This window comes from Vreelandella aquamarina (assembly GCF_044805175.1).
Taxonomy (GTDB): Bacteria; Pseudomonadota; Gammaproteobacteria; order Pseudomonadales; family Halomonadaceae; genus Vreelandella; species Vreelandella aquamarina_B.
The window spans coordinates 1831124-1848442 of sequence record NZ_CP085232.1; the positions used below are offsets into that span (position 1 = coordinate 1831124).

The following is a 17319-nucleotide window of genomic DNA, read 5'->3' on the forward strand; positions in this document are numbered from 1 at the left end:
GGGGCGGTTCAAGGAATGGTAGTTCAAGACATTAAGTTCTTGGAAAATGTGTCAAAACCAAAAAAAGCCGGCCCATTGGGCCGGCAACAGGAAGCTTACTCGCATAGCGTAAGCCCCCTCCCCTGACGACTAGCACAGCCTGCTGGATTAAGGCTTTTTACGCTCATCCTTGCGCAGATGGTCACGTATCACAAAGCCAACCCAACCGACCATAAAAGTGATCACTAATGCGACAGTGGCTAAGCCGAAAATAACAGCGTCGTCCCAGTACATAATTTCCCCCTCCCGCCGTGATGTATGGGGCTATCCTACTGTGTTCGGAAAGGGGGAACCTGACCTGGGTCAAGCTTTTAAAATGGCTGTTGCTAAGGCGAGTAGGAACTTGATACAGGTCAGTTTTTAACGCGCCTCACCCGAGAAAAACGGCTTTTTTAGAGCACCTTGCGGTCTTCTACTTTGCTGTGTTCGGTGCCCGGCGGCAGCGGATGGCCCTTGGCAAGTTCCGCTCGAGTAGCCTCGCGCACTTCCAGAACCTTCACCTGATAGCGCAGCGTGTGGCCCGCCAAGGGATGGTTGGTATCCACCGTGACGTTATCACCATCAATGCTCAGCACGGTGACAATCTGCGGCCCCGCCTCGCCTTCAGTTTGGAAACGGCTGCCTGGCTCAATTTTCGCGCCGCCAAATGAGGCGCGGCTCACCTCTTGCACTAAGTCTTCATTACGCAAGCCGTAGGCGTCGGCAGGCGCGAGCGTCACGCGCAGCTCATCGCCAGCGGCGCTACCTTCCAAATCCCTCTCCAGGCCCGGCAAAATATTGTTGTGGCCGTGGAGATACTCAAGGGGCTTATTACGTGCGTTGGAGTCGTCCAGCACGCGGGTAGTGCCATCGTTCAGCACATCGCTAAGTACGTAGTGCAGCGTCACTACCTGATGGGCGGTAATCGACATGGAAAACTCCTCTCCGGTAAGCTGTCGGCTTTGTCATGGAACCCAGGCCATGAACCTCAGGGCTAGTCTAACACCGACCGGTTTTTGAGCGGGCCTAGACACCGATGTTTTCTTTTTGGAGTACCCCCCCACATGCCCACCCCGACTCCTCAGCGCAGTTGGTTGGCAGCGCTTGCTATCTACTGTCGAGCGCCAGTGATCACCATGCTGTTTTTAGGCTTTTCCGCTGGCCTACCGTTCCTGCTAGTGTTCTCTACCCTCTCCGCATGGCTACGCAGTGACGGGGTCGAAGTGGCCGCCATCGGTTTCTTTGCCTGGATCGGGATGCTCTACTCCATCAAGTTCTTCTGGGCTCCGGTGGTAGACCGGTTAGCGCTACCGCTTCTCACACGCGCCTTTGGACAACGGAGGGGCTGGATGCTGCTCGCCCAGGGAATGATTGCCACGGGTCTGGTGGGATTGGCCGGGTTAGATCCGGTGGGCAACCTAGGGTGGGTAGCGGCCTTTGCGCTGCTGGTGGCGTTTGGCTCCGCCACGCAGGATATCGCTATCGACGCTTACCGGATTGAATCTGCCGATGACGATGTTCAGGCGGCAATGGCCTCTACCTATATTATCGGCTATCGCGGCGGGTTGCTGGCGGCGGGGGCCGGTGCGCTCTATGTGGCCTCGGCGGTGTCCTGGAACGCAGCCTACCTCACCATGGCCGCGCTAGTAGGCGTGGGCGTGCTCACCGTGCTGATTCGCCCAGAGCCCAGACGCGCCTCATTAACCGTGCAATTAATCCACGAACCCAAAGTGCGTGCCTTTATTCGCGCCAGTCGGGGCCAGCCTAAAACGCTGCGCCGTCTAGGCGCCTGGGTGATTGGGGCGATTGTCTGCCCGTTTACCGACTTCTTCCGCCGCTTTGGGGTGAAGGCGATGGGCATCTTGGTGTTCATTGCGGTGTTCCGAATTAGCGACCTCGCCATGGCATCGATGGCGAACCCGCTCTATATCGACCTGGGCTTTTCGCTGGCCACCATTGCCAGCGTCACCAATATTTTTGGGATTGCCATGAGCATCGCGGGGGGCATTCTGGGTGGGCTGCTGGTGGCCCGTTACGGCATCGGCCCGCTGCTGATGTTTGGCGCAGGGCTGGTGATGGTCACCAACCTGCTGTTTGCAGCGCTGGCGCTGATTGGCAACCAAGTGCCCATGCTGGTGGTGACGATTATCGGGGACAACCTCGCCAACGGCCTGGCCAGCGCGGTGTTTATCGCTTTCTTATCGAGCTTGACCTCGCGGGCGTATACCGCCACGCAGTACGCGCTGTTTTCTTCACTAATGACACTACCGGGAAAATTCCTGAGCGGGTTTGGCGGGATCGTGGTCAGCGCCCAGGGCTACTCCACCTTCTTTGTGATTGCCACGCTCCTCGGCTTGCCCGCCATTCTGCTGGCGGTTTGGATCAGCCGGGATAAACAGCTAGTGCCTGCCCCAGTGAACGAGGCAGGCCGCTAGCCAAACGCATGTATAACGCCCTTCAGCGGTGGCGGGCTAACCATGCCAGTGCCCCAGGCGTGGTACGCCACTGGTCGCGCATCAGCGTGCGGTACTGCCACGCCTCCGCCCGCGAGCCAGGGTCAACCTGCCCATCCGCATAGGGCATGGAGGGCTTGGGGTTCTCGGCGCATATCAGCTCCAACGCGTGGCGATTGTGGGCAATCACTTTGGCCAGTGCCGCTTCGGCGGCTTCTAGCTGCCCTAACCGGTAAAGCGCCAGGGTGCGACCCATCAATAACCCCAGCACCAGCGAGCCATCATCTTTTTGCGGCTCTTCGGTCAGCGCCAGCGCCTCTTCGTTGCGGTCATCGCGCAGTAGTTGGTCAAGCACCAACTCTTTCAGGCCCAGGCTATCTTCCTGGTCGATCGCTAGCAGCTCTTCGGCCAATTCACGGGAGTGCTGACGGGCACCGCGCTCCATCCCCACCACCAGTGCCAAGCCCGTGCGTAGCAGGATAGCGTTATCGGCATCGTCCCAACACAGGCTGCCGTCGCCTGCGGCGCGGGCCTGCTCCAGCCAGCGTGAAAGGCGCAGCGCCAACGGCTCCAGCAGGCTAGGAGCCATCCACGGCAAGCTGCCGAAGCGGCTGGTCAGCGCCAGCGTGAGGTCTTGCACCACCTGGGGGGCATCCAGCCACTCCGGGTGGGCGCACAGCGCCGACATCCAATCAATCGCATTGACCCAGGGGTCGTCACGGAAGCCCAGCGCCACCTCTTCATCCACCATGACCTGGAACTGCTCGTGCCACGCGGCAAACAGCGTCTCTTCACGGGCGGTGGTGGTGTAGTGCAGACGGCCGGACTCGACATCTTGCACAATAGAAAGCTTGGGAGCGGTGGGCAGCGCCGCCAGCAGCGCTTGCAGCGAGACCAGTGGCGTCGCCATATCTTCTTCAGCACTCAGGAGCTGGTCAGCCAGTGTCGCGCCGGGGTTATCCGCCAGGGCGGCCAGGAAATCGAGCTGGTCTTCGTCCAGATCCCCCTGACGCACCAACCGGCGGTACCAGAAGTTAGCTCGCTCTTTGGCCTCCTTCTCATGGCCTTCGTGGAGCAGCAGCATGGCTTCGATGTAGGCCAGGGTGGGCGAATCGGGCAGCGCCTGCTGGGCTTTGACGAACGCCGCGCGGGCGCTGTCCAAGTCGTCGTTATCCAGGTGCATCAAGCACAGCCGCTCAAGGGCCACGCCGCGTAAAAACAGTGGCCCGCGCTCCATCACGTCATCCAACAGGTCCGCACGCTTGCGGGTAAAGCCACGCTCTTGGTAGATATCCAGCAGGATTTCAAAGGCGGGTTCGGCCTGCTCCGGCAGACGCGACCAGTCGCTGCCGTCAAACAGCGACTCCAGAATCTGCATGGCACGGCCGGTTTGGCCACTTTCTGCGGCAATCAGCCCGGCTTCTAGCAGCGCTTGGGGCGGTGCCTGCTGGCTATCTAACGCTGCCTTCAGCGTGGCACCCTTCCATTCGCGCAGCGAGAGCATCCACATCATCTGCTCGGGGATTTCCGTCGGGAAGTCGACACGGTAGCAGCACTGCTTGTACTTACGGCCGGAGTCGCACCAGCAGGGCTCGTTACGGCCAGGCGTCGCTAAAGGCTCACTGGCAAAATCCAGCCGCTCAAGGGGCGTCTGCGACCATAAAATCGGCGCTAGCGCCTGTACGGTGGCAAGATCACCGTTAAACGCCTCCGCGCCTTTGGCACGTACCCATGTCATAAAATCGGGGTAGTGTTCTTGTTGCCTGATTGCCGAGAGTGCCCCAGAGGCAAATCCCAGCAGCTGATCGACCCATACCGCCAGCATTGCCGTCTCCACTGTCTTCAAGACTATAAATCTATAAAACCAATTAAAAAGCGCAATAGTCTAGCATGGCTGGCAGTGCTACCGCAGCGGCAATCGCTGGCCGGTTATTGTTGGGTCAATGATTGCTTAGCCGGTGCGCGCCCACTCAAGCAGCGGCTGGGTGCGGCCATGCATATCCAAACGGGCTTTCAGGCGCACTAAATTCCAGTAGTGGCCGTTGAGCGCCCGGGAGAGTAGCAGCGTATCCGCTGGTGGCTGCAGCCGGTCCATCGCCGCCCACACCTTAGGGGTCAGCTCCCGTAGGCGGCGGTGCACGCGCACATCGCTGAAATCCTGCTCGCCAGGGGCAAACAGCGGGGTAACGCACTCGGCGGATTCACGATAGAGCGCCAGCGGCGCGCCCTGCCCCTGGCGGCCACCCATTTTCATCAGCGCCTCGTCCATCGCCATCGGGTCCTGAGCCAAAGTGGCATCCAGCAGTTGCATCATGGCTTGTAGCCGCGCTTCGGGGACCGGAATCACCGCGCCCAAATCGTAAATCACCAAGCGGCCCTGCTCATCGCAGGCGAAGTTACCCGCATGGGGGTCAGCGTGCAGTTCGCGGTAGGTAAACAGCTCCTCGGTAATCCAGTCCGCCAGCGCGACGGCGACTTTTTGACGGGTGGCGTCATCGGCGCTCTCTAAATCCCGCAGCGGCGTGCCGCCTACAAAGCGCATCGCCAAGACATGCTGGCCGGAAAGCTCAAACAGCGGCTCGGGAATCACCAAGGCGGGGTTATCGCGATAGCGCTCCCGATAACGGGCCAGCGCCTGGGCCTCGGCGTGGTAGTCCAGCTCGTCACGCAGCCCCGCTGCCAGTTCCTCAAACAACGCATCCAATCGAGCCTGGGGCACTTTGAACCAGCGCCCAAGCCCCATCATGCGCCTGACCTGTTTAAGATCGCTCTCCAATACCTCGGCAAGCCCTGGATACTGCACTTTCAGCACCACGGTCTCCCCTTCGTGGGTCACCGCTTTATGCACCTGCCCCATCGAGGCGCTGGCAAAGGGACGCTCTTCTACCTCGCGAAACTGCTGATCAATGTCGCCATACTGCAGCACCAGCGCCTCGCGGATTTTCGGCCAGGGCATCGGCGCTGCTTGGCGCTGCAGGCGGGCTAGCTCGTTGGCCAAATCCGGCGGCAGAAGGTCATCCCACTGGGACATAATCTGCGCCAGCTTCATGGCCGGGCCTTTTAGTTCGGAAAGCCCCTCGAAGAGCGCCTCGCCCAGCGCCCGCCAATCCGCTTGGCCGCCCAGACGTGTTTTCAGCAACGCTCCACCGGTACGGGCACCTAACCCAAATAAACGTCGTGTTCTACCGCGCTCGCGCATGGAAACCGCCTCCCAGTGTTTTGTGCCAGCTTACTCAATTCGATAATTTTATACAAAAACTATACGCATAAAAGATAGGCGACACCTTTTAGCTACCTGTATACATTTTCACGCATGAACTCTCTAACCGCTTGATGGGTTCTGCTACCATGGCAGCCATGACTAGACCGCTGCCAGGGCCACACCGTATGCGCTTGATTATCGCCGAAAAACCCAGCCTAGCCCGCGCCATTGCCGACGCCCTGCCCGGCGGCGGCAAACGTCAGGAAGGGGCAATTATCTGCGGCGACACCACCGTCACTTGGTGCCTGGGCCATTTGCTGGAGCAGGCACCACCGGAAGCCTACGACCCCGCCGATAAACAGTGGCGCTTGGACCGCCTGCCCATTGTGCCAGGCACTTGGCAGCTAACCCCGCGCCCCAAAGCGCGCGGCCAGCTAGCGGTGATTCGCAAACTGATCAAACAAGCGACCAGCGTGGTGCACGCAGGCGACCCGGATCGCGAGGGCCAGCTACTGGTGCAAGAGGTGATCGAGCACTTGAAGTATCGCGGCCCGGTGCAGCGGCTATTAATCAGCGACCTTAACCGCCCGGCGGTGAGCCGTGCACTGACCAGCCTGCGGCCGAATGACGAGTTTCAGCCGCTGTTCCAGGCCGCCCAGGCGCGCTCCCGGGCCGACTGGCTTTACGGCATTAACCTCACCCGCGCCTGGACGCTCACCGGCCGACAGGCGGGGCACGATGGGGTGCTTTCCATCGGTCGCGTGCAAACCCCGGTACTGGGGCTGATTGTGCGTCGCGATAACACCATACGCGATTTCAAGCCTTACCCCTTCTACCCACTCTGGGTGGACTTGCAGGTAGCCCAGGGCCAACTGCGCGCTTGGTGGGTTCCCAAGGCGCATCAACCTTTAGATGATCAAGGACGGCTGATTGACCGAGCACCCGCCGATGCCCTAGCAGCAAAACTCCCCGGCGCACGTGGCACGCTCACCACGCTCGACCAACAGGAGAAGCGCCAAGCCCCGCCGCTGCCCTACTCGCTCTCGGCCCTGCAGGTAGACGCCGCCCGTCGCTTTGGGCTTTCCGCGCAGATGGTGCTGGATATTTGCCAGCGGCTTTATGAGCAGCACAAGCTGATTACCTACCCACGCTCCGACTGCCGCTACCTGCCCGAAGAGCACCTAGCGCTTGCCCAGCGGAACCTCTCTGGTGCCTGCCAGAATGACGACACGTTACGTGGGTGGCTCAACGGGGCCGACTTTACCCTGCGCTCAAAAGCCTGGAACGATAAGCAGGTCGGCGCACACCACGCCTTGGCACCTACCGGCAAGCCCGCCGATGTCAGCCAGCTTTCCGCCACCGAAGGCCATGTGTTTAGGCTGATCGTGCGTAATGTGATGGCGCAGTTCTACCGCCCGCTGCGTACCTTTGAGGTGAAAGCTGAGTTCACCCTGCTTCAAGAAGCCTTTCGCGCTCGCGGCCAAAGCATTCTCGACCCTGGCTGGAAGCCGCTGTTTACTACTCGCGAAGATACCCCACCGCTACCGCCACTCACCCAAGGCGAAACCTGCCAAGCACTCGGCGCAGGTGTGGAAGAGCGCGAAACCCGCCCACCGGAACCATTCACCGATGCTAGCTTGATCAAAGCGATGATGAATATTGGCCGCTACGTGGATGACCCGAACGTGCGCCGCACCCTGCGTGACACCGATGGCCTAGGCACCGAAGCCACCCGCGCAGGCATTATCGAAACCCTCGTGCAGCGCGGCTACCTAGTGCGCCAGCAAAAAGCCCTGCGCGCCACCAAACTCGGCTGCGCGCTGATCGCTGCCCTACCCAGCGCCGTCAGCACACCGGAACGTACCGCACTCTGGGAGCAGCGCCTGCGGGCGATATCCGAACAGCAAGACGACCCCAACGCCTTCCAACACGCACTTTTGGAAGACTTACGCGCCCTGCTAGGCCAAAGCGACGCAGGCAAACTACGCCACAGCCTGCAAACCGCCCAGGGCGAAGCCGGTGGCCCAACCAAACGCAACGGAACCACCAAGAAAGGCTACACGCGGCGTAAAAGCACCGGCAGTAAGAAAACCACGGGGAGCCGCAGCGGTGCGGCGGGTAAGCAGCGTGCGGAGAAGAAGCGCAGTAGCTAGGCACCTGCCGGTAAATCAACAGCCAAGCCACTTTTTTTGTTAAGACTTTTGTTAAGAGCAGTCAATATAACGGTATAACTCTCCCCTCAGACAGCTCAACAACATAGCTATTCCCCCCTGCTCAACTATACTTTTTGCGGGCCAAGTGGCCCTGCACCTCGAAAGGAGGGCGCGTTATGCACATTTCAAAAGAAGCTATCCCCGTCCGGCTAGACGTACCCGGGGCAGTCGCCCGGCAGCAAACCGACTTTGGAGACGTAACAGGGTTTGGAAAAATGGGGGCTGAGTACTTCTCCTTTGGCTCCGGCACGGATATCACCGAACTGCTGCACGGCCTTGAGGGAGACAGCTGCCAATGCCCGCACTGGGGGTATGTCGTCAAGGGGGCTATCACCGCGCTCTTTGCTGACCACAGCGAAGAAACCTCGAAGGAGGGTGACTTGTTTTACTGGCCACCCGGGCACAGCGTTCGCGCGGAAGAGGATACGGACATCGTCATGTTCAGCCCACAGCATGAGCATAGCTTGGTTATCGACCATATTAAGCACAAGCTCGCTATGTAGCGTCTATTAAAGCCCCTGGAGCCAGATTAATGTATCTGGCATCTGTATCTGGCATCGAATCGGATTCAGTGGCTCACCAACGGCGGCAGCGCTAGCACTTTTTTCCGCAGTTTTTGCTTCTGCGTTTCTAACGCTGCCTGCCACTGCGAGCACTCTTTGCGCTGCTCTTGAGGAATATCAACGCCTGCATTAAACGCATCTAGCCACGCTTGGCGGGAGCACAGATCCTGATAGTCGCCAAGCAGGCTTTGGCGACGCTTCAGCTCCACCAGCAGCGGCTCGGCAAGGGCTGGGTTTAAATCGGCAAGATAGCGGATGCGCTTCACTCCCTTACGGAGATCGTGCAGCTCGGTGTCGGGGGAAGCTGGCGAGAGGGCCGCCAACGCCTCATTGTGCCGTGTGATGCGCTCATTCAGCACCGCCTGGATGCGCTTGCAGGTGAGTTTCGACAACGCCTTCCAAAGCTCATCCGAGGCGATATAACGCTGCCAACTCTCCAGTTCGTCAACATAGCCTGGCGCACGTAACTGCTGGCCCAGGGTTTGACGCTGTGCCTGTCGGCAATGCTGCAGCCACTGCCGTAAATGCTGGCGCGTGTCGGTAGAGAGCGGCGGCTGGTTTTTCGCCAGCTCCTCCAACAACACATCCAGATCACGGAGGTCGCTAGTCGCCTGGGCGCGCTGCTTGAGCCGCTTGAGCATCTTCTTCAAGCCGGGCACCTTGGTAATGGCGAGCACGGACTCCCCCACGGCGCGGCTGCGGCGCAGGTTCACGCGGTATTGGTGAAGAAATTCAGGGTCCATGCCTGCGATAACGCCAGGCTCCAGCGCCCTAACCATCTGATACTGGTACTCCAGCAAATCCCGCACGCGGCTCGCCGTACGCTTTTGATGCGTAGGCGGCTTGGGGGCAGTGCGCTGGAACAGCGGGAAACTGGCGGTTTCGGGGGTAATACCACCCTCTAAATTGGCTTCCCCCTTGGCGATGGCTTTCCAGGGGGTATCGGGCAGCGTCATGTACAGCACGCTGCCGGTGGGCAGCGAGTGCGGGGCTTCATCGTTTAGCCAACGGGTCAGCTCAATAAGCGCGGGATTATGCCCAATCACCAGCACCCGCTCGGCTTTATCCGGCAGCACTTTCAGCCACTCCAGCAGCGCATCCCCCTCGAAGGTATACAGCGCATCATCGAACAGCACATGGCTGGCGAAATGGTGTTCAAGGTGCTGCGCTTCAATCACATCGAAGGTTTGCCGCGTGCGTGCCGCCGTGCTGACAAAAATCTCACCTTCCAACGCTTGCCAGCGCTGCAGCACCTGGGCCATGGCTTCCGCTTGGCGCTCCCCCCGCTTGCGTAACGGCCGTTGGTGGTCGGTCATCTCGCCGTGGGGTTGCTTGGCTTTGGCGTGCCGCATTAGGTACAGGTGGCGCATGGGGGCTGCTCCTCATCACGCTGTGGTTAACCACGCTATAGAAAACAAAGTTTAGTACATGCGGATTCGCTAGTGGGTATGGTTAAGCCCCGGCGTTAACCCTACCCCCTGTCATCACCACATACCACTACCCGATTCCTACCGCTGCGTTTACCAACGTAAAGCACCTGGTCTGCCCGGGAGATCAGCGATTCAAGGTCATCCTCCTTGGTGTTTGTAGCCGCAACCCCGATGGTGACACTGAGGCGTAGGCTGCCCATCTCTTCCTTTAACGGCTGCTCGGCAACCTTTCTTTTCAAACGCTCCGCGATGATTTGTGCATCGTTTAGGTGCGTGTTTGGCAAAGCCACGACAAACTCTTCGCCACCAAAGCGCCCTATAACATCCGTTGGACGAAGGGATTGCGTGCATACTTCAGCTACTTTAGCCAGCACCCAATCCCCGGAGCTGTGCCCCCAGGTATCGTTAATATGCTTAAAGTGATCCACATCGATCATAAACAGGCTAAACGGCAACTGTTTAGCCTGCGAACACTGCAATAACTCATCAGCCAGCTTCATAAAATGGCCACGGTTATTAAGGCTTGTTAGCGCATCACGCTCCGCCACTCGGCGTAGCTGTTTTTCCAGGGTCTTCCGGTGGTTAATTTCCTCAAGCAACTGCTGATTCCGCGCGCGCTCTTCGTAAAGCAGTGCATACTGCTTGCGCTGCAGGCCTTCTAAACGCAGCAAGGCAAAAAACCCCACTACATTGGCCATTACCAGCAGCAGCGCGATGCGTAGCAGGGCCATTGGCGCGACGTCTGTAAACAGCGCAGCAAAAACGAGAAAGCCAACCGTTAAGTAAAGGCTGGCTAACGCCACCACCACCAGCCGATTGGGAATAAGCAGGTAGAATGCCATGGTAGCCACCACCACCGCAGTCACCTGGGTGGGCAGGCTGTCAGGACGCAAAGGAATAATCAACAGAATACCGGTCGCTAATAACCATAGCGGCATGGCATGCAGCCAGCTTTTATAGCGATACCCGCGCCACACCCTAACCGCGAGCACCGTCAGAAGGCAGCCACTAACCACCACAATACGCATGGCAAGCAGTAGATAAAACTCATTGGTGAGGCCAAGCAAATAGTAATCCGATATCGCGAACATGCCAAAGATACAGGCCGCAACGCTCAAAGAGAGGCTGAATTGCAGCTTTACATCTTCCTGGATAGCTCGGCGATACATTGACTCGCTGCGTTGGTCACAAAACTGCCCCGTCAGCCAATGCACCTGATATTGCGCTTTTCTTAACGGCAAAGCCTGGTACTCCCTGGGTCAAGCGGTGGCTTGCTTGGACTCACCCAGAGAAGCTATTTTGCTAAGCTTCACCTGATAAGAAACGAGCCCAACAGAAAGCCACCCTATCTTATTGTTATACCAACGGCGTACATGGTGTGAAGTGCATTACTTGGGCATTTTAGCGTTACCCACCACCCTAGGGGCAATCGGTTAATCGTTTTTTCTAGCCTTCATCTAACACGCCGCCGGAGTTACCGTGCGATAGGTAGCCGTCACTTCCTCCAACCCTTGCTGTAACGCATCAATGCGGGATTTATGGGCGGGGTGTGTAGAGAGCAGTTCAGGAGGCTGGCTCCCTCCGTGAGCAGCCATATTGCGCCACAGCGCCACGCTCTGCTGCGGATCGAACCCTGCACGGGCCATAATCTCCAGCCCCATCAAGTCGGCTTCTTCTTCATGGGTGCGACTAAACGGCAGGCTAATGCCCAACTGGGCTCCCACTCCTAACGCCTGCATCAACTGCTGGCTGCCAAACTCCCCTTCCCCAAGCAACCCGACCACCAACAGCACGGCTTTAATGCCTAGTTGCTGGGTCAGGCGTTCATTGCCGTGGTCGGCCAGCACGTGGGCCACTTCGTGCCCCATCACTGCCGCTAGCTGGGCCGGTGTTTCCGCCACCTGCAGCAAGCCGGTGTGTACCCCTATGCGCCCGCCCGGCAGCGCAAACGCATTGGGGGATGGGTCTTCAAACAGCACCACTTCCCAGCGCTCGGGGAACTCCAGCCCTGGGTAGCTCGCCTTCGCCCCTGCCACCACTTTTTCCGCCACGCACTGCACCAGCCGGTTCGCTTGCGCATCGCGGCTGATCGGTTGGGTGTTGCGTAGCTGATCAAAGGCGTCTCCACCCATATCGGCCATTAGCGGGCCGGGAACCAACGCCAGTTGGGAGCGCCCGGTGGGCGTTTCACCGCAGCCCGCGAGTACAGCCAATAGCGCGAGCCAAAAAAGAGGTCGTACACATCGCCAATGCATTAGAAAGGTTCGCCTAAATTAAGAAACGTGCAACAGAGTATACGGCGCTTCGCAGGCGTGGCGCTCGTCGCGTTCATCCACGCTACCCAGCCCCAAGTGCCGGTCGTGATCATATGCCACAAACAAGCGCTCGTGATCCAGTCAGCCCTAACAACGGCTGAGTATAAGTAGCAGCTTACTAGAGCTTAGCGTCAAGCGCCGAAAAGAGGTCTGCCTGTTCAGCCTTGCCACGCCTGCTTTGGACTGCCGCGCTTGATTGACGTATGGCCGCTATGCTGGATATCAAGCGAACAAGCAGGCATGGTGGTGGTATTACCCACTATTCGCGAACCAACAGGAGATGACACAATGCCACACCGCTTTACTCAAACCCTCCGCATGATGGGGCTGTTATCAATCTTGGTGTTTTCACCCAACGCCTTCAGCCAACAACCGGAGGCAGCTTCCGGTGATGATGTCACCACCGAGTCGTTCCAAGACTGGGAGGTGCGTTGCCAGGAAAATCAGGCGGCAACCCGTTGTGCGATGATGCAAATGATCACTCAACCCGGCAGCGACCAGCCCTTGATGCAGGTGGTTCTCGACTACCCGCCCCAGATGGATGGCCCGGTGATGAGCTTCTTCGTGCCGCTGGGGGTGCGACTGGCTGCGGGCTTGCAATTGGTGGTGGATAACGGTGAACCCATTCAGTTCCCTTATCAGGTCTGCCAGCAGCAAGGCTGCCGTGCAGACGCCCCCATCGAGCCATCGATGTTGCAACAACTCCGCAGTGGCAATACGGCCACCCTCAGCATGATTGGCCCACGCGGTGACCGCATGGACCTGGATATTTCGCTGATCGGTTTCACCGACGCCAGTACCCGCATCGCTCCCTGATCTTACTCCCCCGAAAAAGCCGACCCATAAGGGTCGGCAAGCCTACCCGCCCACGTTAAGCCACCGCTTGCCAGCGTTCGGTAATGGCGCCGTTTGGACCAACGTTGCGTATCATTGATTCGTGGAACTCAGAATCAAAGCAAAGGAGTTGCCAATGAAGCACCAGAGGAAAATGAAACAAGTGGGACGCTATAGCGTTTCCTTGCTGGCTCGGCTAGGCCGCTACGAACTCGCGATGCTGTTATGCGTTGCGGTACTTTCCGGCGGGGTTTGGGGATTCATCGCGCTGGCCGACGAAGTCACCGAAGGGGACACCCAGAGCATCGATGAGAGCCTGTTGCTCGCCCTTCGCAATCCCGCGGATCTTAGCGACCCGATCGGGCCGGGCTGGGTCGAGGAAATGGGGCGAGACTTTACCGCGCTTGGCGGGGTCGGTGTGCTGGTACTCATCACGCTAGGTGCCCTGGGTTACTTGTTGCTTGCCAGACACTATCGAGCGGCACTCTTTACCTCGATAGCAGTGCCCGGCGGCATCCTACTCAGTACCGTGCTGAAGATGGGCTTTGATCGCCCCCGCCCGGACCTCGTGCCCCATGAAGCCATGGTCTACACCGCGAGCTTTCCCAGCGGCCACTCAATGATGTCTGCCGTGACCTACCTCACCCTGGCGGCGCTACTCACCCGCGTACAGCCCGCGCTAAGGCTGAAGGCTTACCTTCTGATACTGGCGATAGTGCTGACACTGTTAGTAGGCATGAGCCGCGTTTATCTTGGCGTCCATTGGCCGACTGACGTGCTTGCCGGTTGGGCGGCTGGGGCGAGCTGGGCAGCGATGTGCTGGATCGTGATGCGCTGGATGCAGCGGCGTGGGCAGGTAGAGAGGGAGGTGAACTTGCTGGATACTGAATAACCCGGCTCAAGCGGAGTTGGGGCTACAAGCGATGAAAGAAAAGCCTCTAGCCCTCAGGAGAGCGCTAGAAGCCACTGTTTTAGATAACCTTATTTCAGCTCCCCATAAGCTCCCTCTAACACGCAACACCACGGTCACTTCGTTATCATTGCGGTGATGAAAGAACCAACCTTAGTCACCGGTGAAGGGAACTTCCAGTTCGCCTTCGGGCACACCATCGGAAGCCCAAGCGAATGGCGCGGCAACGCCTTCTTCCATCGTCAGTTTGTACTCGGTGCCCTCACCCGGCGTGAGGTGAAGTTCACTTTATCGCCAAGGCTTATTGCGGACCATGGTGACTGCGCATGCTTCCCCTCATCTGTTCACGCTGTTCATCGGTTAGTAAGTCCTGCATCTGATTATGCATGCGCACGTTATCCGCCATCATATCGCCATGAAGGTTGGCCATTTGAGCATGCAGCGCCTTTACTTCCTCTGGTTCAGGGCGCTCATTCTGCATGATTTGCATCAGTTCATCGCGCAGGTTCATCATTTCGCCCATCCGCTCAAGTTGTGCCGCGCGGTGCTCCTGGCGCATCTCGCGCATGGTACTCATCTGCTGCTCATCGAGCATACCGGCCATGCCGGACATAGTCCCCATGCCGCCCATCATTGGACAAGGCATCATCCCGCTTTGCCCTCCCATCATCATCCCTGGGTACATGCCTTCTTGACTGCCCATCATCATGCCCGAACCCATAATACCTTGGCCGCCCATCATACTGCCTTGACCTTGGGCGCCCTGGTTCATACCTTGAGCGAAGATGGTATTGCTTGAGATACTCAGGCTTGCAACCAGACCAATAGCAAAGATCATCTTGTGCTTAACCATGATATTTCCTCTCATGCTGTCGCTGTGCGAGACATCACCTTATCCAATAAAAATGGAAGAAGGGGTAATTAGCTTACGCTAAAAGCCTACAACCTATAGGTAGCCCAAAGGTAAAGGGGAAACCAATCCCGATACCTAAATGTTGTCACAGGTCATTTTTTACCGCCGTTTTCAGCCCTGTTTCAGGTTGGTACGTTATAAAACTGAGCCATTTCCATGAGGAAGAGCGCGTCCACGTGCTTGCTCAAATACCTCTCCGCCCAAGAAGCGGAAACCGCTGAAGCCAAAGTGTTACTGAACGCTCTCTCGGCTCCCAAAGAGCACGAAGCCATGTGCCTTGTTCGCCAAACAGGGCGAATGAAAGGCCTTTGAAGGCCCAATCGAGCCAGTTTTAGCGCCTCCGCGATAAAGAAACGGCATCCATTCAAACCTGAAAACGTATAAGGAATCGGTATGCAGAAGAAGATGAGATCGCTCTCTACCTTTCACGCCACCTTAGCAACGCTGTTGATTTCGCTAGCAATCCCAGTACTCGCCCATGAAGGGCTCACCATCACTTCGCCTAAGGATGGTGACACCGTTCAGGACTCCCCTGCGGAAATTGGCATTGCGTTTGGTGGTGTGATGCGCATCACCCAGTTTGAGGTGACAGGCCCGAATGGCTCAGTTCCCCTTGATGGTCAGCCAGGCAGTGAACAGGTCGAACGCTACTTCGTAAAGCCCGGTGAAGTTCTTTCAGCTGGGAACTACCAGGTGCGCTGGCGCGGCCTATCGGATGACGGGCACATGATGTCCGACGGTTTTAACTTTTCGGTCGAGCCCTGACCCGTGACTTGGTGGTTCTCCGTAATAAATAGCCTCGATGTCTGGACCGTTGCGATGATTCTCGTGGCGGCGGGGGTTTACCTTAGTGCCCTAGTCGCGACGGGAGCCGTGCTGTTTCGCCTAGCGTTTCCGCAACTCCCTGATCACGACCGTAGGTGCGTTGTCCGCATGGGTGCCCTCGCTGCTTGGGCGGGGGTTATCCTGATTCTGTTCCAGTGGCCTTTGCAAGCCGGGTACCTTGGGGGCGGCAATGTAGCGGCTGCCACCAACCCGATGCTGCTAGGGATCGTGTTCGAGGGTGCGCCCGGGACGCGGCTGATACTGGCGGTTACTGGCTTGCTGCTGGTCCAGGTGGTTCAGCTGAATAACTTACTACCCTCGAAAACAGCCAATAGCTTGAGCCTAGTAGGCGTATTACTGGTGATGCTGGCATTCGTGCAGGTGGGACATACAGTGAACACCCCACGCCTCGTTTTGGCTGGTTTATTGATCTTTCACTTGATGGCGGCGGCATTCTGGGTAGCCTCACTTTGGCCGCTGTTCCACTTAGTGGGACGGCGTCACGACCAGGGCAATACCGCCCGCATTTTGACTCGTTTCGGGCAAATCGCCATGGGCGGAGTTGGCTTGTTGGTACTGGCGGGCGTCACTTTGGCCACGCTGCTAACGGGCGGTCTCACGCCACTGCTCACCACAGCATATGGACAGTTCTTGATCGGCAAGGTATTGATTGTCGCGGCGCTACTGTTATTTGCTACCGCGAACAAGTACCGTCTTGTACCAGCCTTGGAGAGCGGCGACACAACAGCCCCACGGCGTTTACAGCGCAGTATTGCCTTGGAGATGGTACTGGTCGTAGTGATACTGCTGGTCACTGCGGTGCTGACAAGGGTCACATCACCGAATGGTTAAGGAAAGGACATCCCCCTGGTTAGTTAAGCACCCAGCTTAATAGGCATATGCAACATGCAACGCTCACCGGGTAGCCAAGGCCGATACCACCCGCGCGCAGCAAGATGCACGACAGCCACGTGCTCATCGAGGCGACGGACATGACAGTGAAGGCTCCCAGCCCTGTCGAGGGTTTACACGGGGTTTGCTAAGGCAACTAGATGACATGGGGTTCAGGCTCATTTCAGGTTGGCACGATATAACGCTTAGGTACACAATTAAGAGGTAAACATGATGCGTAAGACCTACCTGACCTCCAGCCTACTGACAATATCACTCTGTGTTATGGGGACCGCCGCTTGGGCAGCGGACGAAAATGATAGTAGTCCTCACAATGACACGAGCAATGCCGATGTTGATCGCACTATTAGCGTTGAAGCGGGCGATATGTGGTTTGATCCTGAAGATATCCAAGTTACCGCCGGTGAAACGATTAAATTTGAAATTTCCAACACCGGTAATCTTGAGCATGAGTTTGTAATAGGTGATAAAGCTGCCCAGGAAGAGCACCGTAAGATGATGCAAGCAATGAGTGGTGCTCATGGTGCAGGTCATGGCGGACACGGTGGTCACAACATGGCGGAAGGTGCGCATGGCGGGCAAATGCCGTCTATCACCATCGGGGCAGGTGAAACCAAAACACTGGTATGGACGGCTCCCTCAGATGTTGCAAGTCTGGAGTACGCCTGCAATATCCCTGGTCATTATGAATCAGGGATGTATGGTGATATTAACTTTTAACACGATATTAG

At 57.8% G+C, this 17319-nt stretch carries 16 protein-coding genes; 8 read left to right on the forward strand and 8 right to left on the reverse strand.

Annotated elements, in window-relative coordinates; genetic code table 11:
• Positions 1 to 147: 147 nt before the first annotated feature.
• Together ccoM and LG300_RS08680 are read right to left on the reverse strand one after the other, a co-directional pair.
• A complete protein-coding gene (ccoM, locus tag LG300_RS08675; protein WP_404374547.1) occupies positions 148 to 273 on the reverse strand; it encodes a cytochrome c oxidase subunit CcoM in 126 nt (41 codons plus the stop codon).
• A 158-nt stretch (positions 274 to 431) separates the two neighbouring features.
• Complete coding sequence (locus LG300_RS08680; protein ID WP_404374549.1) at positions 432 to 950, reverse strand: peptidylprolyl isomerase; 519 nt, start codon at positions 948 to 950, stop codon at positions 432 to 434.
• Between the two features lie 132 nt (positions 951 to 1082).
• Here LG300_RS08680 and LG300_RS08685 point away from each other — a divergent pair, with 132 nt between their 5' ends.
• A complete protein-coding gene (locus LG300_RS08685) occupies positions 1083 to 2453 on the forward strand; it encodes an AmpG family muropeptide MFS transporter (protein ID WP_404374551.1) in 1371 nt (456 codons plus the stop codon).
• 22 nt (positions 2454 to 2475) lie between these two features.
• On the opposite strand, the gene LG300_RS08690 is transcribed toward LG300_RS08685, so the two are convergent.
• Together LG300_RS08690 and LG300_RS08695 are read right to left on the reverse strand one after the other, a co-directional pair.
• Positions 2476 to 4296 (reverse strand): SEC-C metal-binding domain-containing protein, encoded by a 1821-nt coding sequence (locus LG300_RS08690; RefSeq protein WP_404374553.1) that lies wholly within the window; start codon positions 4294 to 4296, stop codon positions 2476 to 2478.
• A 126-nt stretch (positions 4297 to 4422) separates the two neighbouring features.
• Positions 4423 to 5670, reverse strand: coding sequence for an ABC1 kinase family protein (locus LG300_RS08695; protein WP_404374555.1), 1248 nt, complete (start codon positions 5668 to 5670; stop codon positions 4423 to 4425).
• 188 nt (positions 5671 to 5858) lie between these two features.
• Between LG300_RS08695 and LG300_RS08700 the strand changes: the two genes are divergently transcribed.
• Both LG300_RS08700 and LG300_RS08705 read left to right on the forward strand, forming a co-directional pair.
• Positions 5859 to 7826, forward strand: a complete 1968-nt coding sequence (locus LG300_RS08700) for a DNA topoisomerase III (protein ID WP_404378014.1) — start codon at positions 5859 to 5861, stop codon at positions 7824 to 7826.
• A 176-nt stretch (positions 7827 to 8002) separates the two neighbouring features.
• Positions 8003 to 8389, forward strand: coding sequence for a hypothetical protein (locus LG300_RS08705; RefSeq protein ID WP_404374557.1), 387 nt, complete (start codon positions 8003 to 8005; stop codon positions 8387 to 8389).
• A 65-nt stretch (positions 8390 to 8454) separates the two neighbouring features.
• Here the strand turns inward: LG300_RS08705 and LG300_RS08710 are convergent, their stop codons facing one another.
• The 3 genes from LG300_RS08710 to LG300_RS08720 all read right to left on the reverse strand — a co-directional run bounded on the left by LG300_RS08710 (position 8455) and on the right by LG300_RS08720 (position 12134).
• A complete protein-coding gene (locus LG300_RS08710) occupies positions 8455 to 9819 on the reverse strand; it encodes a CHAD domain-containing protein (protein WP_404374559.1) in 1365 nt (454 codons plus the stop codon).
• Positions 9820 to 9920: 101 nt separating this feature from the next.
• The gene (locus LG300_RS08715) at positions 9921 to 11120 is read right to left on the reverse strand and encodes a diguanylate cyclase (protein WP_404374561.1); all 1200 of its coding nucleotides are present in this window, start codon (positions 11118 to 11120) and stop codon (positions 9921 to 9923) included.
• Positions 11121 to 11336: 216 nt separating this feature from the next.
• Complete coding sequence (locus LG300_RS08720) at positions 11337 to 12134, reverse strand: M48 family metallopeptidase (RefSeq protein ID WP_404374563.1); 798 nt, start codon at positions 12132 to 12134, stop codon at positions 11337 to 11339.
• A 348-nt stretch (positions 12135 to 12482) separates the two neighbouring features.
• On the opposite strand from LG300_RS08720, the gene LG300_RS08725 reads away from it, so the two are divergent.
• Together LG300_RS08725 and LG300_RS08730 are read left to right on the forward strand one after the other, a co-directional pair.
• On the forward strand, positions 12483 to 13010 hold the full coding sequence (locus LG300_RS08725) for an invasion associated locus B family protein (protein WP_404374565.1): 528 nt from the start codon (positions 12483 to 12485) through the stop codon (positions 13008 to 13010).
• A 154-nt stretch (positions 13011 to 13164) separates the two neighbouring features.
• Positions 13165 to 13920: a phosphatase PAP2 family protein gene (locus tag LG300_RS08730; RefSeq protein WP_404374566.1), complete on the forward strand. Its 756-nt coding sequence runs from the start codon at positions 13165 to 13167 to the stop codon at positions 13918 to 13920.
• Between the two features lie 319 nt (positions 13921 to 14239).
• Here the strand turns inward: LG300_RS08730 and LG300_RS08735 are convergent, their stop codons facing one another.
• A complete protein-coding gene (locus tag LG300_RS08735; RefSeq protein ID WP_404374568.1) occupies positions 14240 to 14791 on the reverse strand; it encodes a hypothetical protein in 552 nt (183 codons plus the stop codon).
• A gap of 453 nt (positions 14792 to 15244) precedes the next feature.
• Between LG300_RS08735 and LG300_RS08740 the strand changes: the two genes are divergently transcribed.
• The 3 genes from LG300_RS08740 (at position 15245) to LG300_RS08750 (ending at position 17308) form a co-directional block, all read left to right on the forward strand.
• Positions 15245 to 15616: a copper resistance protein CopC gene (locus LG300_RS08740; RefSeq protein ID WP_404374570.1), complete on the forward strand. Its 372-nt coding sequence runs from the start codon at positions 15245 to 15247 to the stop codon at positions 15614 to 15616.
• Positions 15617 to 15784: 168 nt separating this feature from the next.
• Entirely contained in the window at positions 15785 to 16528 is a 744-nt protein-coding gene (locus LG300_RS08745) for a copper resistance D family protein (protein ID WP_404374572.1), read from the forward strand.
• A 270-nt stretch (positions 16529 to 16798) separates the two neighbouring features.
• The gene (locus LG300_RS08750) at positions 16799 to 17308 is read left to right on the forward strand and encodes a plastocyanin/azurin family copper-binding protein (protein ID WP_404374574.1); all 510 of its coding nucleotides are present in this window, start codon (positions 16799 to 16801) and stop codon (positions 17306 to 17308) included.
• The last annotated feature ends 11 nt before the right edge of the window (positions 17309 to 17319 follow it).

Coding starts and splice junctions, on each gene's coding strand:
- LG300_RS08745 (WP_404374572.1), top strand. CDS start 15,785: ATGGGTGCCCTCGCTGCTTGGGCGGGGGTTATCCTGATTCTGTTCCAG.
- LG300_RS08740 (WP_404374570.1), top strand. CDS start 15,245: ATGCAGAAGAAGATGAGATCGCTCTCTACCTTTCACGCCACCTTAGCA.
- LG300_RS08695 (WP_404374555.1), bottom strand. CDS start 5,670: ATGCGCGAGCGCGGTAGAACACGACGTTTATTTGGGTTAGGTGCCCGT.
- LG300_RS08680 (WP_404374549.1), bottom strand. CDS start 950: ATGTCGATTACCGCCCATCAGGTAGTGACGCTGCACTACGTACTTAGC.
- LG300_RS08730 (WP_404374566.1), top strand. CDS start 13,165: ATGAAGCACCAGAGGAAAATGAAACAAGTGGGACGCTATAGCGTTTCC.
- LG300_RS08725 (WP_404374565.1), top strand. CDS start 12,483: ATGCCACACCGCTTTACTCAAACCCTCCGCATGATGGGGCTGTTATCA.
- LG300_RS08705 (WP_404374557.1), top strand. CDS start 8,003: ATGCACATTTCAAAAGAAGCTATCCCCGTCCGGCTAGACGTACCCGGG.
- LG300_RS08735 (WP_404374568.1), bottom strand. CDS start 14,791: ATGGTTAAGCACAAGATGATCTTTGCTATTGGTCTGGTTGCAAGCCTG.
- LG300_RS08690 (WP_404374553.1), bottom strand. CDS start 4,296: ATGCTGGCGGTATGGGTCGATCAGCTGCTGGGATTTGCCTCTGGGGCA.
- LG300_RS08700 (WP_404378014.1), top strand. CDS start 5,859: ATGCGCTTGATTATCGCCGAAAAACCCAGCCTAGCCCGCGCCATTGCC.
- ccoM (WP_404374547.1), bottom strand. CDS start 273: ATGTACTGGGACGACGCTGTTATTTTCGGCTTAGCCACTGTCGCATTA.
- LG300_RS08685 (WP_404374551.1), top strand. CDS start 1,083: ATGCCCACCCCGACTCCTCAGCGCAGTTGGTTGGCAGCGCTTGCTATC.
- LG300_RS08720 (WP_404374563.1), bottom strand. CDS start 12,134: ATGCATTGGCGATGTGTACGACCTCTTTTTTGGCTCGCGCTATTGGCT.
- LG300_RS08750 (WP_404374574.1), top strand. CDS start 16,799: ATGATGCGTAAGACCTACCTGACCTCCAGCCTACTGACAATATCACTC.
- LG300_RS08710 (WP_404374559.1), bottom strand. CDS start 9,819: ATGCGCCACCTGTACCTAATGCGGCACGCCAAAGCCAAGCAACCCCAC.